Here is a 23,208-nt window from a genome sequence, read left to right as displayed (position 1 = left end):
AGGCTCTCGGACAGTCGAAGCGTGGGTTCAATCAAGCCGGCGATGTTAACAGGCCGGGGGCGCCGGGCTCCAGCAGGCCGCCGCCGCTGAGTGGCAGGCTGACCATGAGGAAATCGAGGAAGGCCTTGACCTTCATCGCCTGGAACCGCCGCGAAGGATAGACCGCGTAGACCTCGCCCAGCGGCAGGCGCGCCTGGCTCAGCAGCTCGACCAGACGCCCGGCGCGCACCGCCTCGTCGCTGATCATCAGCGGCAGGCCGGCGATGCCGGCGCCGGCCAGCGCCGCCTCGCGGGCGAAGGTGATGTTGTTGCAGGTCAGCACCCGCTGGCACGGCACGCTCTCGCCGAGCAGCGGCCAGTAACGCGGCGCGTCGTGCTGCAGGAGGATGGCGCGATGCCCCTCCAGCTCGGCGACGCTACGTGGCGTGCCGTGGGCGGCCAGGTAGGCCGGGCTGGCGCACAGGCGCCGGCCGCTCTCGAACAGCTTGCGCGCGATCAGCGTGGAGTCCTGCGGCTGGCCGACCTGGATGGCGATGTCCACGCCCTCCTCCAGCGGATCGACCAGGCGCGAGGTCAGCTCCACCTCGGCGGTGATCTGCGGGTACTGGCGCATGAATTCGCCGAGCACCCGGCCGAGAAACAGCTGGCCGAACTCGATCGGCGCGCTGATCCGCAGCAGTCCCGAGGGCTCGCGCTGCAGCTGCATCACCGCCTGCTCGGCCTCGGCGAAGTCGAGCATGATCTGCCGGCAACGCTCGTAGTAGGCCTGGCCCACCTCGGTCAGGCGCAGCTTGCGCGTGGTGCGGTTGAGCAGGCGTACGCCGAGGCGCTCCTCGAGCAGGGCGATGCGCCGGCTGACCGTGGATTTCTGCATGCCCAGGCCGATCGCCGCCTGGGTAAAGCTGTGGCACTCCACCACCCGGGTGAAGATCAGCGCATCGTCCAACCCCATGATTGTTCCCCACAAGCAACAAAGTTTGCCAAGTCTAGCGGCTACTAGCGAAAAGGGAACACCGTTAAATTCGCTTACATTTCTCCCCAAGCCGAGCCCCTCGCATGCCCGCTCCCCTGCAACGCCGCCTCCTGCTCTTCACCGCCCTGCTCGCCCTGCTGGCCGCCGCCCTGCTCGGCCACTGGCTGCTGGTCGGCCGCCACCTGCAAAGCACCGACAACGCCTACGTGCAGGGCGAGATCACCCGCGTGTCGAGCCAATTGAACGCGCGTATCGAGCGCGTGCTGGTGCGCGACAACCAGCACGTCGAGGCCGGCGAGCTGCTGGCAGTGCTGGAGGACAGCGATTTCCGCCTGGCCCGCCAGCGCGCCCGCGCCGCCCTGGCCAATTACCAGGCGCAGCTCGATCAGGCGCGCAGCAAACTGGCGCAGCAGAGCAGCCTGATCGCCGCCAGTCAGGCCGAAGTGGCCGCCAGCCAGGCCACCCTGGAACGCGCCCAGCTCGACCTAGCCCGCGCCCGGGCTCTGCGCAAGCCCGGCTACGTGTCCGAAGAGCGGGTCACCACCCTGGCCGCCGATCAGCGCGTGGCGCGCTCGCAACGGGCCAAGGCCGACGCCGACCTGCAGGCGCAGCGCCAACAGACCGCGGCGCTGCAGGCCGAGATGAAGCGCCTCGACGCGCTGATCCTGGCCGCCGGCGCCGACCTGGAGCAGGCCGAGCTGGATCTCGCCCGCACGCAGATCCACGCCCCCATCGGCGGCTTCGTCGGCCAGCGCGCGGCGCGCGAGGGCCAGGTGGTGCAGAGCGGCAGCTACCTGCTGTCGCTGGTGCCGGATCGGGATATCTGGGTGCAGGCCAATTTCAAGGAAACCCAGATCGGCCGCATGCACCCCGGCCAGCGCGCCGAGCTGGTCTTCGACAGCTATCCGGACACCCCCATCGAGGGCCGCATCGACAGCCTGTTCGCCGCCTCCGGCGCGCAGTTCAGCCTGCTGCCGCCGGACAACGCCACCGGCAACTTCACCAAGGTGGTGCAACGCATCCCGGTCAAGCTGACCTTCGCCGCCGACCACCCGCTGCAGGGGCTGATTCGCCCCGGCATGTCGGTCGAGGTGCATGTCGACATCCGCGACGACGCCCAGCATGGCGGCTGATGCCCTGCTGCGCCCCACGGCGGAGCCCAGCCGGCGCGACTGGATCGCGGTGATGAGCGCCATGCTCGGCGCCTTCATGGCGGTGCTGGATATCCAGATCACCAACTCCTCGCTCAAGGACATCCAGGGCGCGCTGGCCGCCACCCTGGAGGAAGGCTCGTGGATCTCCACCTCCTACCTGGTGGCCGAAATCATCATGATCCCGCTGACCGCCTGGCTGGTGCAGCTGCTCTCGGCCAGGCGCCTGGCGCTGTGGGTGTCGCTGGGCTTTCTCGGCGCCTCGCTGCTGTGCTCGATGGCCTGGAACCTGGAAAGCATGATCGTCTTCCGCGCCCTGCAGGGCTTCACCGGCGGTGCGCTGATCCCGCTGGCGTTCACCCTGACCCTGATCAAGCTGCCGGAGCACCACCGCGCCAAGGGCATGGCGCTGTTCGCCATCACCGCCACCTTCGCCCCGTCCATCGGACCGACCCTGGGCGGCTGGCTGACCGAGAATTTCGGCTGGCAGTACATCTTCTACATCAACGTGCCGCCCGGCCTGCTGATGATCGCCGGGCTGCTCCATGGCCTGGAGAAGAAGGCGCCGCACTGGCAGCTGCTGCGCACCACCGACTACGCCGGCATCCTCACCCTCGGCCTGGGCCTGGGCTGTCTGCAGGTGTTTCTCGAGGAGGGCCAGCGCAAGGACTGGCTGGAGTCGAGCCTGATCCAGGGCCTGGGCAGCATCGCCCTGGTCAGCCTGGCGCTGTTCGTCCTTCTGCAGCTGTCCAGAGCCAACCCGCTGATCAACCTCGGCGTGCTGCGCGAGCGCAATTTCGCCCTCGCCGGCATCGCCAGCCTGGGCCTGGGCGTGGGCCTGTACGGTTCGATCTACGTGCTGCCGCTATACCTGGCGCAGATCCAGGGCTACAACGCGCTGCAGATCGGCGAGGTGATCATGTGGATGGGCCTGCCGCAGCTGGTCCTGATTCCGCTGGTGCCCAAGCTGATGACATTCGTCTCGCCGAAGTGGTTGTGCGCCCTGGGTTTCGCCCTGTTCGGTGCGGCCAGTTTCGCCTCGGGGGTGCTCGAGCCGAACTTCGCCGGCGAACAGTTCCAGCACATCCAACTCATCCGCGCGCTCGGCCAGCCGCTGGTGATGGTGACCCTGTCGCTGATCGCCACCGCCTACGTGCTGCCGCAGGACGCCGGCTCGGCGTCGAGCCTGTTCAACATCCTGCGCAACCTCGGCGGCGCCATCGGCATCGCCCTGCTCGCGACCCTGCTGGATGCCCGCGCCAAGGTCTACTTCGACTACCTGCGCGAAGCCCTGGTGCCGACCAATGCGCAGCTGGACGAACGCCTGCAACTGCTGACGCAGACGCTCGGTAGCCAGCAGGCGGCGCTGGCCAAACTCAGCGAGATCACGCACCAGCAGGCGGCGATCATGGCCTACAACGACGCCTTTCACTGCATCGGCATCGCCCTGGGGCTGAGCATGCTGGCCATGCTGCTGACCCGCCACCTGCCGGCCGGCGCCACCAGCGCTGGCGACGCACATTGACGCCCCTGGCTATGGCCGTGCCAGGGCGTCGCGCTCGTAACGCGGATACAGGTGGCTGACGCTGCGGATCAGCTCGTAGCGCGACAGGCTCACCCCGGCGAAACGCTCGGGTATCGGCGCGCGGATCAGCTCGTTCATCTCCGCGCCCTGCGCCGCGCCCTGGCGCAGCAGGCCATCGAGCCAGCCCAGGTAGTCGCGCATCTGCGCGAAGGGCGCGGTGTCCGTGGCGATAGGACCGTGACCGGGCACGAGCAGCTTCCAGGGCAGGGCTTCGAGGCGGTCGAGATCGGCCTGCCAGACCTCCAGACCCGGAGTATTCGGCGTGGTCAGCGCGCGCTGGTAGAACAGCAGGTCGCCGGCGAACAGTACGCCCGTGCGCTCGTCGAGAATCGCCAGGTCGGCGCCGGTATGGCCGCGCAGCGCCAGCAATTGCAGGCGCCGGCCGCCGATGTCCAGCGTGCCTTCATGCAGTTCCTCGCTCGGCAGCACCACCTCGGTGCCGCGCATCCAGTCGCCGACCAGGCGGTACATGTTCTCTGCCATGGCGTCGCCCTGCTCCGCCAGCAGTTTGCTGGTGCCGGGCAGGGCGGCGATGGGCACGTCGGCGAAGGCCTGGTTGCCCAGCACATGATCGGGGTGGTGATGGGTCAGCAGCAGGCGCGTGACCGGTTTGCCGGTGGCTTTCTCGATGCTCTGGCGCAGCGCTTCGCCGTAGCGGCGTGACGGGCCGCTGTCGATCACCAGCACGCCGTCGTCGGTTTCGACAAAGCCGAGGTTGACGATGTTGCCGCCGTTGTCCGCGGCGAAGTTGGCGGTGCTGCCTTCCAGCAGCCAGACGCCGTCTGCGATCTGCCGGGGTTGCAGCCGGTAGTCCAACCCGGCCTGGGCCAGGCCAGCGGCCAGGCTTAGCAGCAATAGCATCCAGCGCATGGTGTTCTCCTCGAAGTTTGCCTGCACCAGGAGCTTCGCCCCGAGGCGGGGCTCCTACGGACAGGTGGTACGCTCGTGCTGCTGTGGCAGCCGCGCCCCGCAGCGAACGGGACCACTCTCAGAACGCCGCCTGGAATTCGTTGCCGTTGTTGTCGCGCAGCCACAGCTCAGCGCGCTGCTCGCCGCGCAGGTCGAAACTCAGCGTGGGGTTCTCGCTGACCGCCGGGAACAGCTCGATACGGCCGAGCAGTTGCCCGTCCTCGCCGCGCAGTTCGGCCTGCTCGATATAGAACTCGGGAATGCCGCCGACCAGGCCGTTGTCCATCGGGTGGGAGACCTGCAGGCGCAGCCGACTGCCCGCGTCGCGCACGAAGCGCTTGCCCAGCACCTGGCCGAGGCGCTCCTCCCAGCCGGCTTCGGCGCGTACCACGCTGGGCGCCGTGCAGCCACCGCCGGCGGCGTCGACTCGGGCCGAACCGACGTGCCAGAGGCCGTCGTCGGTGAGCACCGCCGCGCGAATCGGCGTGGCCTGCTCGACCCGGATGCGAATGGCCAGGTTCGGCTCCAGCTGCTCGCCCGGCTCGAAGTCGAAGATCCGCGGGATGGGATTGAGCTCGGCCCAGGCCACGATGCGCTGGACCCGCCCGCGGTAGGCGCTGGCATCGACCTGGATCGGCACCTGGCGCGCATCCTCGGCGAACGGCGGCACCTCGACACGCACCCGCTCGTCGAAGACGAAGGCCGCCCCGCCGAGCAGCCGCTGGTGATGGTAGTCCCACATCACCGAGGGTACCGGGTCGGCCGGCTGCGCCCGCGCCTCCCAGGCCCAGGCGAACAGCGCCAGCATTATCAGGCTACGCCAATCCATCGCCCACCTCCGGCTCACGCCCTATTGGTATTGTTCCGGCTTCTCGTAGCGCAGGCCGTAGCGCGCGTACAGGCGCTCCAGCGAGCCGTCGAGAATCAAGGTCTCCAGCTGTTCTTCCAGGGCATAGGCGAGCTGGCGATTGCTCTCGTGCACCGCCATGCCGATCTCCCAGATCTGCCTGCCCATGTCCGGGTAGGCGTTCTCGGCCAGCGCCAGTTGCGGATCGCCCGCCTCGTGCACCAGCCAGTCCACCTCCCCGCGCAGCGCCATCACCGCATCTACCTCGCCGCCCCGCATGGCGGCGAAGGCCAGCTGCGGCGTCGGGTAGTGATGGGTCTGGCCGGCGAGCATGCCGCCCTTGAATGAACTCAGATAGAACGACGGCACGCTATCCACCTCCACCCCCACCGGATGCTGGCGCAGCACCGCGATGCTCGGCACCGCGGCCAGGCGGCGGCGGTCGAAGGCCAGCTGCCAGCGCTCGCGCTGGTAGGGGCCGAACATCACCACCAGTTCGTTGACCAGTTCGCCCAGCTCGTTGCGTCGATAGGAGAACTCGCGGTCATAGGGCACCCGCAGCATCACGTCGGCCAGCTCACCCTGAGCCGTCACCCGGCCCCGCCAGATGTAGTCGCGCAAATCGTCGTCGAGTTTTTCGCCCGGCGGCGCCCAGATCAGCTGCAGCTTCAGGCCCAGGCCTTTGGCCAGCGCCTTGGCCAGTTCGTAGTCGACGCCGCGCGGCTGGCCGTCCCGCTCATAGCTGTAGGGCGGGAAGTTCTGGTACAGCACCACGCGCAGCTCGCCGGCCTCATTGATGCGGTCGAAGTCACGCACCTGTGCCTGCGCCGTGCCCAGGCACAGCAGCAGGCCGCACAACAGGATCAGCCGGCGCATGCTCTTACTCCTCGACGTGCACGCTCTCCAGATAGGTACGCACTGCCCAGAGCGCCTCCTGGCTCAGGTAATCGGCCATCTTCGGCATGTATACGCGACCGTCGCGCACCGCACCGTTGATCACCCGCTCCTTGAACCACTCGTCGCCCATGGCACCCAGTTCCAGCAGGCGCAGGTCCGGAGCGATACCGCCGGACTTGGCCTCCAGGCCGTGGCAGGCGGCGCAGTTCTGGTTGTACGCCGAGGCGCCGATCTCGATGGCGCGCGGGTTGTCGCGGTAGGGGTTTTCCTCCAGCCATTCCTCGCCCAGCGGCTCCAGGCCGTCGGTGTTGACCGCCTGCGGCACCACGTCGCCATGCGCCCAGAGCTGGGTGGATGCGGCCAGCAGCACCAGGGCCAGGGTGGAATTGAATTTCTTGTTCATGGCTAGGACCTCATCGAATGCACGCAAGACAGCTCGTACGGAGCTCGTGGGGTCATCTTAGAAAGGCGGCGCGGGGCACCGAATGCTGCTTTGGTGGCCGCGTCCTAGTCCCTTGGTAGTAGGGCTTGGGTCGGGGTTTGGCCGATGCCTTGGCAGCAAGGCCAAGTCATGCCCCGAGCGGGAAATCCTCCCGGCAAAGGCGGGAGTTTTTCCGTAGGCGCAAAGGTGGCCGGGCTCCACCATCGAACTGCCACTGCGGCGACCTACCACCTCCAATGGGAAGCACAACGATGACAACAACAAACCTACCCAGCACCCCGCGCCCGCTGGCGCTCGCCCTGCTGCTGGCCGGCGGCCTGGCGCTGAGCCAGGCCGCGTTCGCCAAGCCGGTGACCTGGGACGACATCGCCAAGGACCACCTCAGCACCCATAACGTGCTGCAGTACGGCATGGGCACCAACGCCCAACGCTGGAGCCCGCTGGCCCAGGTCAACGCCGACAACGTGTTCAAGCTCGCCCCGGCCTGGAGCTACTCCTTCGGCGACGAGAAGCAGCGCGGCCAGGAATCCCAGGCCATCATCCACGACGGCGTGGTCTACGTGACCGGCTCCTACTCGCGGGTGTTCGCCCTCGACGCCAAGACCGGCAAGCGCCTGTGGACCTACAGCCATCGCCTGCCCGACGACATCCGTCCCTGCTGCGACGTGGTCAACCGCGGCGCCGCGATCTACGGCGACAAGATCTACTTCGGCACCCTCGACGCCCGCGTCGTGGCGCTGAACAAGGACACCGGCAAGGTGGTCTGGAACAAGAAGTTCGGCGAGCACGCCGCCGGCTACACCATGACCGGCGCGCCGACCATCGTGAAGGATGGCAAGAGCGGCAAGGTGCTGCTGATCCACGGCAGCTCCGGCGACGAGTTCGGCGTGGTCGGCAAGCTGTTCGCCCGTGATCCGGATACCGGCGAGGAAGTCTGGATGCGTCCGTTCGTCGAAGGCCATATGGGCCGCCTCAACGGCAAGGACAGCACCCCGACCGGCGATATCAAGGCGCCAAGCTGGCCAGATGACCCCAACTCCCCGACCGGCAAGAAGCAAGCCTGGAGCCAGGGCGGCGGTGCGCCGTGGCAGAGCGCCAGTTTCGATGCCGAGACCAACACCATCATCATCGGTGCCGGCAACCCGGCGCCGTGGAACGGCTGGGCACGCACCTCAGACGGCGGTGATCCCAGGGACTACGACAGCCTGTACACCTCCGGCCAGGTCGGCGTCGACCCGAGCACGGGCGAGGTGAAGTGGTTCTACCAGCACACTCCGAACGATGCCTGGGACTTCTCCGGCAACAACGAGCTGGTGCTGTTCGACTACAAGGACAAGGACGGCAAGGTCACCAAGGCCACCGCCCACGCCGACCGCAACGGCTTCTTCTATGTGGTCGATCGCGCCAACGGCAAGCTGAAGAACGCCTTCCCCTTCGTCGACAAGATCACCTGGGCCAGCCATATCGACCTGAAAACCGGTCGCCCGGTCGAGAACGAAGGCCAGCGTCCGCCGAAACCCAAGCCGGGCGAAAGCAAGGGCGAAATAGTCGAGGTCTCGCCGCCTTTCCTTGGCGGCAAGAACTGGAACCCGATGGCCTACAGCCAGGACACCGGCCTGTTCTACGTGCCGGCCAACCACTGGAAGGAGGACTACTGGGCCGAGGAAGCGCACTACAAGAAGGGCTCCGCCTACCTGGGCATGGGTTTCCGGATCAAGCGCCTGTACGACGACCACGTCGGCATCCTGCGCGCGATGAACCCCACCACCGGCAAGGTCGCCTGGGAGCACAAAGAGCGCCTGCCACTATGGGCCGGTGTGCTCGCCACCAAGGGCAACTTGGTGTTCACCGGCACCGGCGACGGCTACTTCAAGGCCTTCGACGCCAAGAACGGCAAGGAGCTGTGGAAGTTCCAGGTCGGCACCGGAATCATCTCCCCGCCCGTCACCTGGGAACAGGACGGTGAGCAGTACATCGGCGTAACCGCCGGCTACGGCGGCGCCGTTCCGCTGTGGGGCGGCGATATGGCCGAGCTGACCAAGCCGGTGGCCCAGGGCGGCTCCTTCTGGGTGTTCAAGCTGCCGAGTTGGGACAAGGCCAGCGCCCAGCGCTGATGGCCCAACGCATGGCGCACTTGGGGTGCGCCATGCGCACCGGTTTTTCGCACCTTCACCTAGCCATCCGCATTTACCCAAGGTGCGCACGGCGCACCCTACCCCAGGCTACCCATCGTCTTCCCGCAGGAACGGCCTTAGCCGCGAAGCGAATCAGGCGATTAACCCGAGGACTCGCCATGAAATACCTGCCTCTGCTTATCCCGGTCCTGCTGCTGGTGCTCGGCAGCCACGCCATCGGCGCCGAGAACGACGGCGTGCCGCAGATCAACGGCTGCCGCATCGAACCCGACAGCCAATGCCGCAAGGCCAACCTGCGCGGCGCCGACCTGCGCAACCTGGACATGCGCCGCATGGATCTTGCCGGCGCCGACCTATCCGGCGCCAACCTGCGCCACGCCAACCTCGACCTGGCCAATCTGGAAAAGGCCACACTGCGCAGCGCCAACCTCACACGCGCCAGCCTGCAACAGAGCAACCTGCGCGCCGCCGACCTGTCCGGCGCCAGCCTGGTGGCCATCAGCGGTTGGGGCCTGTTCGCCCAGGCCGCGCAATTCGAAGGCGCCGATATGCGCGCCGCCGACCTGGAATTCGCCCGCCTCTCCGGCGCCAAGCTGCACAACGTCCAGCTGCAGGCCGCCAACCTGGAAATGACCTGGCTGAGCAAGGCCGACCTCAAGGGCGCGCACCTTGAGGATGCCAACCTGCAGGAAGTGAAACTGGGCGGCGCCAACCTGGAGAATGCCAATCTCAGCGGCGCACGGGTGCGCTTCGGCAACTTCCAGGGCGCCAATATGCCGGGGTGCGTGGAGTGCCCAAAGGGCTGGGATTGATCCGGAGCGAGACTTGAGGGCGCGCCGCAGCAGCCACCGGAAGAGCCCCTAATCGGGCTCGCGCGTTTTCCTGAGTTCGGAGGGCGTGATGCCGAATTGTTGCTTGAATCTATCGGTGAAACGCGATTGCGACTGGTAGCCACAGCGCTCGGCAATGCGGCCGATGGGCTCCATGGTCGTCTGCAGCAGAAACAGTCCCTGCCCCAGTCTGGCCCTGTTCACGATCGACTTGACGCTGGCGCCCTCGCACTTCAGTCGGCGGCGCAAGGTCGACTCGCTGACCGCCAACCGTTCCGCCAGCCGCGCGACACTCCAGGCAGATGAAATGTTGTCACTGACGATAGCGTGCAACTGGTGACTGAGACTCGGGTGCCCGACGATGCCACTCACCTGGTCGTAACCGGACAGGTGGATCAGCTGCAGCAGCTCCTCGCGGCGAAAATGCCACAACTCCCGGGGCGCACAGGGCGCCCACTCGATAAATTGCATCAGGGTTTTAGCCAACCTGGCATCTATACCGCCCTGAACGTAGCGAGTCTCGGCACTTCGCTTGTTCTTGAAGCAATCGAAATCACTAAGTTCGAACTCGATCAGAACGGCGAAGTACTCCTCCCCCGGAATATTCCTCATATCGATATCCGAGGCATTGGACAAAAATAGGAAAGTGCCAGTCGGGCAGATGATCTCATCCCTTTGCCCCAACTGCTTGACGCCAGCCAGCACGAATATCAGCAGCGGCTTGGTGATGGGTGCATTGAGAATGTGTTGCTCTTTATAAGACGAATACACCGAAAACGGCAGCCCGCCGATTTCACGCTGTGCCTCTCTCGCCAGTTTTATTAGTTCCTGCATAGCGTTACCAGCAGTAGAAACCTCATCCCTTCACCTGTAGAAACGACGAACCCGCCCTTTCGCAAGGGCGGGTCGCATACCACTTAGGTCATCTATCCATCATGTGGCTTGCAGCATTTGGTCTTGCTCTTGTCGTCCGTCCTCTCTCGCCGAATCTACGAGAGCGGCAATTTCATGGAGATCTCGCGCCGCCATAATATCCGGCACCGACAACGCGATTTTCTCGGTAGAACTGGAGAACTCCGCTCGAAGCGTATTGGTGAACTGAACGACGCCGAGCGATGCCAAGCCACACTCTTCGAGACTCCATTCCGGTTTCGCTTCCATTCCAGTGGTTCTCTGCACGATTTTCAGGATTACCGTCAACGTGTCCTCTACTGGCTGAGGCGTCAGATCGGTTCTTCTCAGAGAGGAGACGCCTATTTTTAAACCGTGCCGGATGAATCGCTCGATGGGCTGCACCATTTTTCCGAAAATCACCACCAGCCCGACCACATAGAAATATTCGTACCATTCCACCGGCACTGGCTGAGGACTAAACCAATAGAAGTCCTTCCGATAACTCCACCAGTTCCACCACTCCCCGTTACGCGTAATGGCATAGTACCACTGCCCGACAATCTGATGAAACAGAAAGCAAGCGTATGTCGTCGCCGCCAGAGTTTGAGAAATGGGGTTCAAACGCAGGATCCTTGCGGTAACCCCCTGGCCGGTGCTTAGTGCGAACACCCACAGCAAGGTAATGGGAGCGAACAACCGCGAGTTGATTTCATCCCAGATTCTGTGAACGATGCCGGGATCGGCGAAACTATCGGCAGCTTCGGGCCGGAGGAAGTAAGTATCCAGGGAGGCCTGGGTCATAGCTGCGCCATGGGGGATATAGCCTTGAAGTACGTGCGCCGCACTCAGGGCGATCACGATCAAGGTGACGGCATCCGCGACATAGCCCCAAAGGTAAGCGCGGCGCTGTTCGGCAGGACGAATCGCGTCATACAGAAACGCTGCACACATGCCCACCACGAAATAGACCATCCAGAACGGAGCAAACAGATAGAACCCCAGCATCACTGCGTTGTCCTTATCCGCCATTTCCATTTGCGCGATGCTGGGGGATATCTTTTCGCCTGTCAGTTGGTCGAAGAAGCCATAACCTGTTGCGTCAGCGGCATAACCGTACCAGAAGCCCAACAGGATCAGCACATTCACGCCCAATCCCGACATGGTCAGCAGCAGAAGTCGCTTCGTATTCCCTCGATTCTTATACAGCGCGTTATACAGGACCGGGAAAACCACCAGGCACTGGAAGTACATGGATATGAACCAGAGATAGAAGCCCATAAACCAGGACGCCCCCCACAGTGGTGTGGCCGATAGACCTGTGAGGTAGATCAGCACTGTCGAGAACAGGTTCGCCAGCCACGAGTCCTGCAGAAGCGGCGTGCCCTCGCAGAACAATCGGTCAATATCTCCCGGCTGGGCATTCCAGTGAAACACGGAAGAGAAGGTCGATGGCTGGCAATGCGGCAGCAGGTTAATCAGGGCAAATAGCAGCGCCAAGGCATAGAGTGGATACATCGATGACACGCGAGACCAGACAAACGATGCCTTGCGTGTGATCAGCGCGGGCATGAAGACTGCCAGGGAATAGCCCGCCACCAGGAAAAAGGCATGCACATGCCAGGGGAACTGGCGCAGATTGGCAAAAGCCCCCCACGATTGATCGGAACCGATGTGCATGAACATCACATAGCACGCCAGCACGAACCTGAAACCCGCCAGCGTCGACCAATCCACCTTGGGTCTGTCGCTGGAACCTTGCACAGCAGTCGGCGAACTTTCGGCGCAAGCGGCGTGGGAGACCGGCGCTGTCTCGCTACGGGATGCCCCCACATTGAGCACTTGCGCCAGCCCATTGCGAATGTATTTTCGGCTGGCTGTTTTCGGCAGGTCATCCTCGCCCGCAAGCTTCCAGAAGGTCGGACACTTGTAGGAGGCCAGCCCTTTTTGTCGAAGAAAGTCCCTCATCTCCTTGGCTGCTTGCTGCTGGCTGACCTTATCCGAGACGGAGGACTTCAGCACCAGCGCACAACCGACTTCTTCTCCATAGAGATCGGATGGAACAGAAAAACATATCGCCGTGCTGATCCATGGATGCTGCGTCAGCACGCTCTCCACTTCGAACGGCGAGATCTGCTCCCCTCCTCGCTTGATAAGCTCCTTGAATCGTCCCCGCAACGTCAGTGTTCCGTCGGAGTCGATTTCACCCAGATCGCCGGTCAAGAACCAGGTGTGGAGCAGGCCGTCTTCTGGCGACTTCAGCAGGAAGCGGGATTGCTGATTGGCAGTCGGGTTGTGCAAATAACCGGTAAAAACGGTGGGACCAGAAATGGCCACCTCGCCAGCACTGCCGAAAGGCAGAGGCCGCAACGTGGTCGGATCGACCACTGCCAACGAAGCGATGACAGGCACACCGACCGATTCCTGGTTTTGCTGCCATCGATCACCCTTTCTGGGCGGCTGGGAAATCGGCATCTGCTCGGACATGCTGTAGGTGGTGACCACTTCGCAGCCGTAGGTAGCCCCGAGTATCTGACGATCCGCCTCTTTCAGAGCGGCGGCCCCCGAGCGAATCACCCGAAGGTTGTGGCCGTGCCAGCGGCCGTGCCGATCCAGATAGGTTTCCGGGTTATCCAGAAGATATCGCACCGTGGCATTGTGGATGGTCGGTACAGCCGAATACCAGGTGGGCCTGGGATTGGAATTCGCGAGAGCCTCTACCATTCCCTGCGGGTTGTACAGACCGTCGCATGTGACGGATGCGCCCACCGCGACACTGCACAGAATGGAAGCGCTGAGCCCGCCTATATGGTCCAGAGGCATCACGCTGTAGGTCACGTCGCTGGAACTGAGGCCGATACCATCCGCCAGAATGGCGGCATTGATAACCAGGTCCCGCTGTCGCAACGGCACCACCTTCGGCACGGAAGTGCTTCCCGATGTACGCAACAGCAGGCAATCGGCGCTCGCTGGATTGGCTAGCGCCGGCAGGCTGTGGAAGTCATCGACCGGGTTGAGATACCTGAACAGACCGGGAGAAGCCTCCCCGCGGTGATGGGCGTGATGAATGAGCGCCTTTCCGCTACCGGCGTAACGCTCGAAGGCCGCCTGCAGTCCGGGAGCGGCAACGCCTTCGAACAGCACGATATGCTTGACGCCATACTGCTCGAGCGCCAGCAAGGTATCCGCCTCGCTCATAGTGGGCGCAAACGGAACGGCGCAGGTCTGCGAGGCGATGGACAGAAACGCCGCCGCCGCCACAGCACTTCCACCGGGCGGCGCCAGATAGGCGACGACTTCCCCTGCCTGTACCCCCAGGCGACGCAGGTCGCCCTCCCCCCCGGGCCGGCAGAACGAGAGCAACTGACCGTAAGTCGTGCACTTGCCTGTATCCGTCTCCCTGGCCAGCCGCAACAACGGGGCATCGGCGGGTTGGGCGGCCAGCATGCCAACGATGGTTTCGGGCAGCCCCTGCGTGTCCACCTTCACCGCCGCGATCTGCAGATTGCTGGCAATCGCTCGGGAGCTCCGCGGGCTGGACCGCTGCCACACCAGCTTATCCGTAACAGCTGGGCGCAGATCGCCCCTGTCTCGGGACCGGTCGAGGCATCGCCGGACCAGATCACGAACCTCAGCGTTTTCACCATGCAGCCGGGCGATTTCGTGGCCACCCGACAAATAGCAGACATCGGTAGCTGTCGAGTTCAGAGAAGAGGCGAAGGATTCCGACCATGGGCGGTAGTCGTCTTCTCGCCCGATCAGGTGAACATTATGGATCTGCGGAGAGACTTGAGGCACTGGGCCCAATTCCGCTTTCAATCGCAGCTCGGATAGCGGGAGCGAAGAACCAGCACAGGCAATGACGGCAGCATTGAAAGGGGTTTCATTTGGCAGCGAAATGCTGCTCTGCGTACGCTGCTGCAGGGCCGCTATCAGCGCTTGGTCCGCGGACAATCCATTGACAAGGTTTGCGATCAGGCCGCCTTGGCTGAAACCGAACACGGCATCAAACGGATCGTTGTTCTGCAGAATCGAAAGTACATACTCGACGGCATCGCATATTGCATTACGCAGCGCCTGGCCATCCGCCCATACCGCATCATCATCGGGAAGCCACGAATACCAAGGCCCCGGCACCAGCTCTTCTAATTCTGCTATTCCCGGCCCAGGTCTGTCTGAGGATATTGGCCCGTCGACATACAACACGTCATACTCGGACTCGGATATTCCAAGATTCCTCAACTGCAACCTGGTAACGCCGCCATTACTGCCTCGCCCATGCAGAGCGAGGATTCTAATCTTTGCCGAAGGCATATCCGCCAACATGTTCATCCCAATTCCCTTTTTTAAACATCTCAAGACATCGAAGCGCAGAAGGTGAATCCGACCCTACCTATCGACACCTCCAAACTACCCGGCGGACCGGAATATATAACCGCATGCCATCAAGCCCCTGCACCGCGAACCATCACCTCTTTAATTTCCACTCAAAAAAATATCCCCGAGCATAGGCAGGGGGATATTTATCTTCATACTTCAGCCAGACTCGCTACGATTCCGAGAAGATTTTATTGATACATGGCAATTTACACGTATCCAACTCCATCCTCAGCATTAGTCCAACTGAAACGTTTACTTGCGCTCGTACAAGGCCTCGATAGTGCTCGAAGCGATGGCGTTGGCGCGCACCATATAACCGGTCAGCGCGCCCGAAGCGTCCTCGGGCAGTTCCAGCTTTTTCGACAGTGCGAATACGGTGAACTGATAGCGGTGCACACCATGACCCTCGGGCGGGCAAGCCCCACCGAACCCGGTCACACCGTAATCGTTCTTGATGCTGGTGCTGCCGGCTGGCACCACGGCGCCGGCAGCCAGGGAGGTCACTTCCTTGGGAATGTTCACCACCTGCCAGTGCCACCAGCCACTGCCGGTCGGAGCGTCCGGATCGTAGGCGAACACGGCGAACGCTTCGGTCCCTTCCGGAGCGCCGCTCCAGGAAAGTTGCGGCGACTGGTTGCCACCGCTGCAGCCAAACCCCTGGAACTCCTGGGCATTGCTCATGGGCTTGCCCTGGGCGATATCGCTACTGGTCAGCTGGAAGGAGGCCGCCTGGACGGTAGACGTGAAAAGAAGGGACATTGGCAGAGCCAACTTGCAGAACAGATTGCGCATGGGAACGATCTCTCTCAATAAAAAAGCGCGACGATCATAGGAGTTCCCACGCGACCCGCGTTAGTCGGAAAACAATCAACTTTTAGCCCAAAACAGCCGTCTGCTCATCTGCACCGTCTCCCTACACCATCAATATCCAGGCTACTCGCTGGCTTTCCGCCCCCGAGAGACCGATCACTCCGGGGATAGACGATCAATACGACAAGTCATTGCAGCCCACCCAGCCATTTCAAGCACTTTCCAACCCCACCCTCACGACCCCACTGTCGATCGCCAGATGCACCAGCTCCGCCTGCGAGGCGATCTGCAGTTTGTTCTTCACCAGGGTCTGGTAGTTGGACAGGGTCTTGGCGCTGATACACAGCCTCTCGGCGATCTGCCGGGGTGGCAGGCCGCGGGCGAGCATGACGAAGATTTCAAACTCGCGCTGGGTCAGTTCGCGCAGGCGCGGGTCGAGGCCGCCGCTACTGGTGGGGTTGCAGGCCAGTTGAGTGGCCAGGGGTTGTTCGATGTAGGCGTGGCCGGCGGCTGTGCGGCGTACCGCTTCCACCAGCACTTCCGGCGACGAGTTCTTGGTCAGGTAGCCGATGGCGCCGGCGTCCAGCGCCTGGCGCACCAGGGGCAGTTCGTCGTGCATGCTGAAGAACAGCACGCGCAGTTGCGGCAGGCGCTGGCGCAGGCGGCGGGTGGTTTCCAGGCCGCTGATACCGGGCAGGCCGATGTCCATGATCACCAGATGCGGAATCTCCTCCTGCACCCGCTGCAGGGCCTGCTCGCCGTCGCTGGCCTCGCGCAGCTGCACGTCCGGCAACAGGGCGCGCAGCAGGCTGGCGTAGCCCTGGCGCACCACGGCGTGATCGTCTACCAGCAGCACCTTCATCGCATCGTCTCCAGAGGAATGTTCAGGCACAGTGCCCAGCCGGCTTGCGGGCGGCTGTGCAGGCGCAGCTCGCCACCGAGGCTGCGGCTGCGTTCGCGCATCGAGCGCAGGCCGATGCCAGGGCGCAGCGGCAGTGCCGTGCCGCGTCCGTTGTCGCGCACCAGCAGGCGCAGGCCCTGACCACGCCGCTGCAGGCGAATGCGCACTTCGCTGGCGCCTGCGTGGCGGGCGACGTTGGTCAGCGCCTCCTGCACCAACCTGTAGAGATGGGACTTGCTGGCCAGCGGCAGATCCGGCAGCCGCTCGCCCAGTTGCAGGCGGCAGCGAATGCCTTGCGCCTGCTGCCAGTCGGCGGCCAACTGCTGCAACGCCGGGCCCAGTTCCAGGCGTTCCAGCACCACCGGATAGAGGTCGCGAATCAGACGGCGAAAGCCCTGCTGCAGGCGCTCGCAGTTGTCGTCCAGCAGGCGTGCGGTGTCCTGCACCTGCTGTGGCCGGTCGGCGATGACCTTGAGCAGGCAGGCCTGGGCGCGAATGCCGCTGAGGTACTGGCCAAGGTCGTCGTGCAGGGTCTGGCCGAGGCGAGCTCGCTCACGCTCCTGCAACTCCAGCAGCGATTGGGTCAGCTCGCCGTTGTCCGCCTGCACCTGCTGCAGGGTGGTGGCCATGGCATTGAAGTGCCCGGCCAGACGTTGCGCCTCGGCCGGGCCATGGTCGCGCAGGCGGGTGTCGAAGTGACCGGCGCCGACCTGGCTCAGGCCGGCCAGCAATTCGTCCAGCACGCGCAGGCCACGGCGCACGGCGAAGCGAATGGTCAGCAGGCTCAGGGCCAGAGCGAAGCCGCTGAGCAGCAAGAGTTGCAGCAGCGAGTCGTAGATCTCATCGATTTCGTCGGAGGGATCGAGCGCGATACGCAGTTCGCGGCCATCCGCGAGCGGCCAGACGTCGGCCAGCAGCAGGGCCGGGTCCAGCAGCTGCCGGGCGACCCACTGCTGCGGGCCGCTGCCCGCCCGCGTGTCGACCGACGCGCCTGGGCGCTGCCAGCTGACGCGGATATGCCGCAGGTTGTCGGTCAATTCGGGGCGCAGGCTGGCCGGGTTGTTGCGCGCCGCTTCGCCCAGGTACTCGACCACCGCCTCGGCCGCCAGCAACTCGCGGTGCACGTCGTGGCTGGCCTGGCGCAGCAGCAGGGCCAGCCCGACCAGGGTCACCAGCACGAACAGCAGGCTGACGCCGAGGTTGATACGGCCGAGGGCAGTCATCTACTTGACCACGAAATGACCGAGCATGCCCTTGCCTTCCAGACCCTTGGCGTAGAAGCGGTACTTGCCCGGCTTGACCGGCAGGAAGAAGATCTCCGCCTCGCCGGCGTCCTCGAACTCCAGCTCGGTGAGGGTCACCGCCTTGATCTCCACGCCGCCGGCCTCGACCTTGCGCAGGTAGATGGCGGTGGCGAATTCCGGCGCCTGGAAGGCATATTCCTTCTGCCCGCTGGCGATGATCTTGAGCTGGTAGGCCTGGCCGGTCTGCAGCTGGTACTCGCTGTGCGATATGGCGTAGTCGCTCTCATCGCTGCCCAGCACCAGGTCGGGCAAGGCGACCGGGCGGCGGGTCATATCGCCGGCGGCGTGCAGGCTGTCGACGCCGAGCAGGCTGAGAATCAGCAGCAGCGGCAGCATCAGGGCTTTGAAGGTACGCATGGGAGGTCACCTTTTGTTTTTGTTGGCCTGGTGACCATGCTAGGGAGCGGGCGACTTTTGCGGTTTACTACCTTGGTACCGCCCCGCTGGTACTTTGGGCATATTTCCCAAGGCGGGGGCTGTTCCTATGCTGGGGCCATCCGACCGGGAGCCGCCCCATGCGCCAGATTCGCCAGTCCGCCCTGCTAGTTCTCGCCCTGCTCTGCACCGGCGCCGCCTGCGCCAGCGAGCTGCAGGTGCGCATCGGCTACCTGGCGCACTTGCCGCCACGCGGCCCGCTGCTGTCCAACGTCATCCCCGAGCCGACTGACGCCGGCCGCCGCGGTGCCGAACTGGCGATTGCCGACAGCAACAGCACCGGGCGCTTCCTCAAGCAGCACTTCGACCTGGAGAGCGCCGAGAGCGAGGATGCGGCCGCCGTTCTCGCCGCCGCCGAACAGCAGCACCAGGCCGGCATCCGCCTGTTCGTGATCAACGCCCCGGCCGCCACGCTGCGCCAGCTCAGCCAGCGCCTGCCGGACAGCCTGCTGCTCAATGCCGGCAGCGCCGACGACGGCCTGCGCCGCGAACAGTGCCTGGGCAACGTGCTGCACACCCTGCCCAGCCGCGCCATGCTGGCCGACGCCCTGGCGCAGTTTCTCGCCGTGCGCAAGTGGACGCGCTGGCTGCTGGTGACCGGCAACACCGAGGACGACATCGCCTACGCCGAGGCGCTCAAGCGCGCGGCCAAGCGCTTCGGCCACAGGATCGTCGCCGAGAAGCCCTGGAGCTTCGACAACGACCAGCGCCGCAGCGCCCAGGCGGAAATGCCGCTGTTCACCCAGGCCAGCGAATACGACGTGGTGCTGGTGGCCGACGAACGCGGCGACTTCGGCGAATACCTGCCCTACAACACCTGGTACCCGCGCCCGGTGGCTGGCACCCAGGGCCTGACCCCGACCGCCTGGCACAAGACGGTGGAAACCTTCGGCGCCGCGCAGCTGCAAAAGCGTTTCGAGGAACTCGCCGGGCGCTGGATGAACGACCGCGACTTCGCCGCCTGGATGGCGGTGCGCAGCCTGGCCACGGCCATCACCAAGCAGCGCGAGGCCGACCCACAGGCCATCCGCCACCTGCTGCTGAACGAACAGCTGCCGCTGGACGGCTTCAAGGGCCGCAAGCTGAGCTTCCGCCCGTGGAACGGCGAGCTGCGCCAACCGATTCCGCTGATCCACCCGCGTGCGCTGGTCAGCACCTCGCCGCAGGACGGTTTCCTCCACCCCAGCAACGAGATGGACAGCCTCGGCTACGACCGCCCGGAGGTGAAGTGTGATCTGGCGGGTACGCCCTAGAGACCGTGGGAGGCGCTTCAGCGGCGACAGTCGCGGCTACGACTGCAGGGATGCAGGAGGTAGAGCGAAGCAGGATGCCCGAGCCGAAAGCCCCTCCCACGAGAGTAAGCCTGAGACCCTAGGGTGCGCCGTGCGCACCGGCAAAACCGACATAACAAGAGGATCACCCCCATGCGCCTTACCCGTCTTGCCTGCGCCGTCGCCTTCGGCCTGGCCTGCCACTCGGCCCTGGCCGCCACTGCCTATGTGTCCAACGAGAAGGACGACAGCATCAGCGTGATCGACCTGGACACACTGGAGGTCACCGACACCCTGGCCGTCGGCATGCGCCCGCGCGGGTTGCTGCTGTCCTCCGACAACAAGCTCCTGTACATCTGCGCCAGCGATTCGGACCGGGTGCAGGTGATGGACCTGGCCACGCGCCAGATCGTCAAGGAGCTGCCCTCCGGCGCCGACCCCGAGCAGTTCGCCCTGCACCACAACGACCGCTGGCTGTACATCTCCAACGAGGACGATGCGCTGGTCACGGTGGTCGACACCCAGAGCGACGAGGTGCTGGCGCAGATCGACGTGGGCGTGGAGCCCGAAGGCATGGCGGTGAGCCCGGACGGCAAGTGGGCGGTCAATACCAGCGAGACCACCAACATGCTGCACTGGATCGACACCAGCACCCAGCAACTGGTGGACAACACATTGGTCGACCAGCGCCCGCGCCACGTCGAGTTCGACAAGGACGGCAAGCGTCTGTGGGCCTCGGCCGAAATCGGCGGCACGGTGACGGTGATGGACGTCGAGGCGCGCGAGATCCTCAAGGTGCTGCGCTTCGAGATCAAGGGCGTGCACCCGGACAAGGTGCAACCGGTAGGCGTCAAGCTCACGGACGACGGCAAGTACGCCTTCGTCGCCCTCGGCCCGGCCAACCATGTCGCGGTGGTCGATGCCAAGAGCTTCGAAGTGCTCGACTACCTGCTGGTGGGCCGGCGCGTCTGGCATATGGCCTTTACCCCGGATCAGCAGCGCCTGCTGACCACCAACGGGGTCAGTGGCGACGTGTCGGTGATCGACGTAGCCAGTCTCAAGGTGAGCAAGTCGATCAAGGTCGGCCGCTATCCCTGGGGCGTGGTGGTGACGCCATGAACGCGCTCGAGGTGCAGGGCCTGAGCTTCGCCTACGGCCAGCGCCAGGCATTGGCCGGCCTGGACTACGAGCTGACGGCTGGGCGCTTCGCCGCCCTGCTCGGGCCCAACGGCGCCGGCAAGTCCACCCTGATCGCCCTGCTCACCCGCCTGTATGACCTGCAGCAGGGCGACATCCAGATCTTCGGCCACAGCCTTGCCAGCGAGCCGCGCCAGGCGCTGCGCCAGCTCGGCGTGGTGTTCCAGCAGAGCACGCTGGACCTGGACCTCTCGGTGCAGCAGAACCTCGCCTACCACGCCGCCCTGCACGGCATGCCGCGGCGCCTGGCGCAGGCACGCATCGATGAGGAACTGCAACGCCAGGATCTCGGCGAGCGCCGGCATGAGAAAGTGCGCACGCTCAACGGTGGCCACCGCCGCCGCGTGGAGATCGCCCGCGCCCTGCTGCATCAGCCGCGTCTGCTGCTGCTCGACGAGGCCAGCGCCGGCCTCGACCCGGCCAGTCGCCAGGCGCTTGGCCGCCACGTGCGCAACCTGTGCCGCGAGCAGGGCCTGAGCGCGCTGTGGACCACCCACCTGCTGGACGAGATCGAGCCCGGCGACGAGCTGCTGATCCTGCATCGCGGCGAGCGCGTGGCCGGCGGCAAGGCCGCCGACTTCGGCGACGACCTGGCCACCCACTTCGCCCGCCTGACCGGCGACGAGGCCCTCGGCCGCGGCTATGTGCGCGAGGCGATCAGGCCGAAACGTGCCGACGACAGCAGCGACACAATCCCGGTGCGCGCGGCGCACCCTACGCGGGAGGCCCGCTCATGAGCGCCTACTGGTACTGCCTGCGCGGCATCGTGCTGCGCGAATGGCTGCGCTTCGTCCTGCAGCGCTCGCGCTTTCTCAGCGCCCTGGTGCGCCCGCTGCTGTGGCTGTTGGTATTCGCCGCCGGCTTTCGCGCCGCGCTGGGCATCGCCATCATCGAGCCGTACGACACCTACATCACCTACGACACCTACATAGTGCCTGGTCTGGCCTGCATGATCCTGCTGTTCAACGGCATGCAGGGCTCGCTGTCGATGGTCTACGACCGCGAGATGGGCAGCATGCGCGTGCTACTCACCAGCCCGCTGCCGCGCGCCTTCCTGCTCGCCGCCAAGCTGCTGGCCACCGCGCTGATCTCGCTGCTGCAGGTCTATGCCTTCCTCGCCATCGCCTGGGTCTACGGCGTGCAACCGCCGGCCTGGGGCCTGCTCGCCGCGCTGCCGCCGCTGCTGCTGGTGGCGCTGCTGCTCGGCGCGCTGGGGCTGCTGCTGTCCAACGGCATCCGCCAGCTGGAGAACTTCGCCGGGGTGATGAACTTCGTGATCTTCCCGCTGTTCTTCCTGTCGTCTGCGCTCTACCCGCTGTGGAAGATGCGCGAGTCCAGCGAGTGGCTGTACTGGCTGTGCGCGCTCAATCCCTTCACCCATGCCGTGGAGCTGGTGCGCAACGCCCTGTACCTGCGCCTGCACTTCGACGCCCTGCTGATCTGCGCCGGCCTGACCCTGCTGTTCGCGGTCCTCGCCGTGGCCAGCTTCAACCCGCAGCACGCGGCGCTGCGCAAGGTGGGTTGAGCGGACTTCTGGCCGCTCGCCATTACGACTTCTACTACTTTGGTACTGCTTTTGCTCTCCATCGTAGAATTCCCAACGCAGCGGTCCGGGCCTCTAATACCCCCATAAAAAGAACAGAGGCCCACGGTCATGAAACACTGCCTTGCCCTGCACGCGGGGCTGCTACTCGGCACCTGCCTGCTAGCCCCCGTGACGCTGGCCGAAGTCGCCCTGTTCGCCGCCGACGGCTACCGCCAGACGCAGTACCGCAGCCCCACCCCGGCCACGCTGGAAGGCGCGCGCACCCTCGACACCCCGGCCCTGCAGCGCCTGCTGCGCGAACAGCCGCACACCCGCCTGATCGACGTCTACCGCCGCACCTGGCTGAATGGCCGCTTCGTCGAGGACGAGGCCCACGCCAACCTGCCCGGCAGCCTGTGGCTGGCCAACACCGGCGATGGCCAGCTCGAGCCGCGCTGGCAGCGCTACTTTGAAACCCACCTGCGCAGCGCTAGCAAGGGCGACCCGGACTGGCCGCTGGTGTTCTACTGCCGCTCCGACTGCTGGCTGAGCTGGAACGCCGCGCGCCGCGCTCACCAGCTGGGCTATCGCCAGCTGTACTGGTACCGTGACGGCATCGACGCCTGGGAGCAGGCCGGCCTGCCGCTGGTGCCCGCCCAGCCGGCCGAACTGCCCGGCGCTTTCCTCACCCCCAACGCCGCACCATAATCACAACAACGAGGTGA

The 23,208-nt window shown here is 64.8% G+C and carries 20 protein-coding genes; 9 read left to right on the top strand and 11 right to left on the bottom strand.

From position 1 onward, the window contains the following. Nucleotides 1-31: 31 nt before the first annotated feature. Entirely contained in the window at nucleotides 32-952 is a 921-nt protein-coding gene (locus ACUTAF_RS06890) for a LysR family transcriptional regulator (RefSeq protein ID WP_445579274.1), read from the bottom strand. A gap of 104 nt (nucleotides 953-1,056) precedes the next feature. On the opposite strand from ACUTAF_RS06890, the gene ACUTAF_RS06885 reads away from it, so the two are divergent. Both ACUTAF_RS06885 and ACUTAF_RS06880 read left to right on the top strand, forming a co-directional pair. Further along, a complete protein-coding gene (locus tag ACUTAF_RS06885) occupies nucleotides 1,057-2,106 on the top strand; it encodes an HlyD family secretion protein (protein ID WP_445579273.1) in 1,050 nt (349 codons plus the stop codon). After that, the gene (locus ACUTAF_RS06880) at nucleotides 2,096-3,649 is read left to right on the top strand and encodes an MDR family MFS transporter (protein WP_461859092.1); all 1,554 of its coding nucleotides are present in this window, start codon (nucleotides 2,096-2,098) and stop codon (nucleotides 3,647-3,649) included. Before ACUTAF_RS06885 ends, ACUTAF_RS06880 begins: the two co-directional genes overlap by 11 nt. A gap of 9 nt (nucleotides 3,650-3,658) precedes the next feature. Here the strand turns inward: ACUTAF_RS06880 and ACUTAF_RS06875 are convergent, their stop codons facing one another. The 4 genes from ACUTAF_RS06875 to pedF all read right to left on the bottom strand — a co-directional run bounded on the left by ACUTAF_RS06875 (nucleotide 3,659) and on the right by pedF (nucleotide 6,765). After that, complete coding sequence (locus ACUTAF_RS06875; RefSeq protein WP_445579272.1) at nucleotides 3,659-4,579, bottom strand: quinoprotein relay system zinc metallohydrolase 1; 921 nt, start codon at nucleotides 4,577-4,579, stop codon at nucleotides 3,659-3,661. 118 nt (nucleotides 4,580-4,697) lie between these two features. Continuing rightward, entirely contained in the window at nucleotides 4,698-5,447 is a 750-nt protein-coding gene (locus ACUTAF_RS06870) for a quinoprotein dehydrogenase-associated SoxYZ-like carrier (protein WP_445579271.1), read from the bottom strand. Nucleotides 5,448-5,468: 21 nt separating this feature from the next. Further along, nucleotides 5,469-6,341, bottom strand: a complete 873-nt coding sequence (locus ACUTAF_RS06865) for a substrate-binding periplasmic protein (protein WP_445579270.1) — start codon at nucleotides 6,339-6,341, stop codon at nucleotides 5,469-5,471. A 4-nt stretch (nucleotides 6,342-6,345) separates the two neighbouring features. Then, complete coding sequence (gene pedF / locus ACUTAF_RS06860) at nucleotides 6,346-6,765, bottom strand: cytochrome c-550 PedF (RefSeq protein WP_445579269.1); 420 nt, start codon at nucleotides 6,763-6,765, stop codon at nucleotides 6,346-6,348. A 290-nt stretch (nucleotides 6,766-7,055) separates the two neighbouring features. On the opposite strand from pedF, the gene exaA reads away from it, so the two are divergent. Then, complete coding sequence (exaA, locus tag ACUTAF_RS06855) at nucleotides 7,056-8,918, top strand: quinoprotein ethanol dehydrogenase (protein ID WP_445579268.1); 1,863 nt, start codon at nucleotides 7,056-7,058, stop codon at nucleotides 8,916-8,918. Between the two features lie 179 nt (nucleotides 8,919-9,097). Further along, entirely contained in the window at nucleotides 9,098-9,751 is a 654-nt protein-coding gene (locus ACUTAF_RS06850) for a pentapeptide repeat-containing protein (protein WP_445579267.1), read from the top strand. A gap of 48 nt (nucleotides 9,752-9,799) precedes the next feature. On the opposite strand, the gene ACUTAF_RS06845 is transcribed toward ACUTAF_RS06850, so the two are convergent. The 6 genes from ACUTAF_RS06845 to ACUTAF_RS06820 form a co-directional block, all read right to left on the bottom strand. Beyond that, the gene (locus ACUTAF_RS06845) at nucleotides 9,800-10,603 is read right to left on the bottom strand and encodes a helix-turn-helix transcriptional regulator (protein ID WP_445579266.1); all 804 of its coding nucleotides are present in this window, start codon (nucleotides 10,601-10,603) and stop codon (nucleotides 9,800-9,802) included. Between the two features lie 99 nt (nucleotides 10,604-10,702). Next, nucleotides 10,703-14,992, bottom strand: coding sequence for an AMP-binding protein (locus ACUTAF_RS06840; RefSeq protein ID WP_445579265.1), 4,290 nt, complete (start codon nucleotides 14,990-14,992; stop codon nucleotides 10,703-10,705). A gap of 300 nt (nucleotides 14,993-15,292) precedes the next feature. Then, nucleotides 15,293-15,832 (bottom strand): YbhB/YbcL family Raf kinase inhibitor-like protein, encoded by a 540-nt coding sequence (locus tag ACUTAF_RS06835; RefSeq protein WP_445579264.1) that lies wholly within the window; start codon nucleotides 15,830-15,832, stop codon nucleotides 15,293-15,295. Nucleotides 15,833-16,061: 229 nt separating this feature from the next. Beyond that, nucleotides 16,062-16,712: a response regulator transcription factor gene (locus tag ACUTAF_RS06830; RefSeq protein WP_445579263.1), complete on the bottom strand. Its 651-nt coding sequence runs from the start codon at nucleotides 16,710-16,712 to the stop codon at nucleotides 16,062-16,064. Next, the gene (locus ACUTAF_RS06825) at nucleotides 16,709-17,974 is read right to left on the bottom strand and encodes a HAMP domain-containing sensor histidine kinase (protein WP_445579262.1); all 1,266 of its coding nucleotides are present in this window, start codon (nucleotides 17,972-17,974) and stop codon (nucleotides 16,709-16,711) included. Before ACUTAF_RS06825 ends, ACUTAF_RS06830 begins: the two co-directional genes overlap by 4 nt. Then, a complete protein-coding gene (locus ACUTAF_RS06820) occupies nucleotides 17,975-18,412 on the bottom strand; it encodes a cupredoxin domain-containing protein (RefSeq protein WP_445579261.1) in 438 nt (145 codons plus the stop codon). It abuts the gene before it with no gap. A gap of 158 nt (nucleotides 18,413-18,570) precedes the next feature. Between ACUTAF_RS06820 and ACUTAF_RS06815 the strand changes: the two genes are divergently transcribed. The 5 genes from ACUTAF_RS06815 (at nucleotide 18,571) to ACUTAF_RS06795 (ending at nucleotide 23,191) form a co-directional block, all read left to right on the top strand. Continuing rightward, a complete protein-coding gene (locus ACUTAF_RS06815; protein ID WP_445579260.1) occupies nucleotides 18,571-19,743 on the top strand; it encodes an ABC transporter substrate-binding protein in 1,173 nt (390 codons plus the stop codon). Between the two features lie 171 nt (nucleotides 19,744-19,914). Continuing rightward, nucleotides 19,915-20,880: a YVTN family beta-propeller repeat protein gene (locus tag ACUTAF_RS06810; protein ID WP_445579259.1), complete on the top strand. Its 966-nt coding sequence runs from the start codon at nucleotides 19,915-19,917 to the stop codon at nucleotides 20,878-20,880. Further along, on the top strand, nucleotides 20,877-21,695 hold the full coding sequence (locus ACUTAF_RS06805) for an ABC transporter ATP-binding protein (protein ID WP_445579258.1): 819 nt from the start codon (nucleotides 20,877-20,879) through the stop codon (nucleotides 21,693-21,695). Before ACUTAF_RS06810 ends, ACUTAF_RS06805 begins: the two co-directional genes overlap by 4 nt. Further along, nucleotides 21,692-22,483 (top strand): ABC transporter permease, encoded by a 792-nt coding sequence (locus ACUTAF_RS06800; RefSeq protein ID WP_445579257.1) that lies wholly within the window; start codon nucleotides 21,692-21,694, stop codon nucleotides 22,481-22,483. The genes ACUTAF_RS06805 and ACUTAF_RS06800 overlap by 4 nt, the downstream gene beginning before the upstream one ends. Before the next feature lie 129 nt (nucleotides 22,484-22,612). Beyond that, nucleotides 22,613-23,191: a PQQ-dependent catabolism-associated CXXCW motif protein gene (locus ACUTAF_RS06795; protein ID WP_445579256.1), complete on the top strand. Its 579-nt coding sequence runs from the start codon at nucleotides 22,613-22,615 to the stop codon at nucleotides 23,189-23,191. Nucleotides 23,192-23,208 lie beyond the last annotated feature (17 nt).

Source organism: Pseudomonas sp. SP16.1 (genome assembly GCF_052682975.1).
Note: the sequence above shows the minus strand (reverse complement) of the source record. Positions and strands in the feature narration are given on the sequence as shown.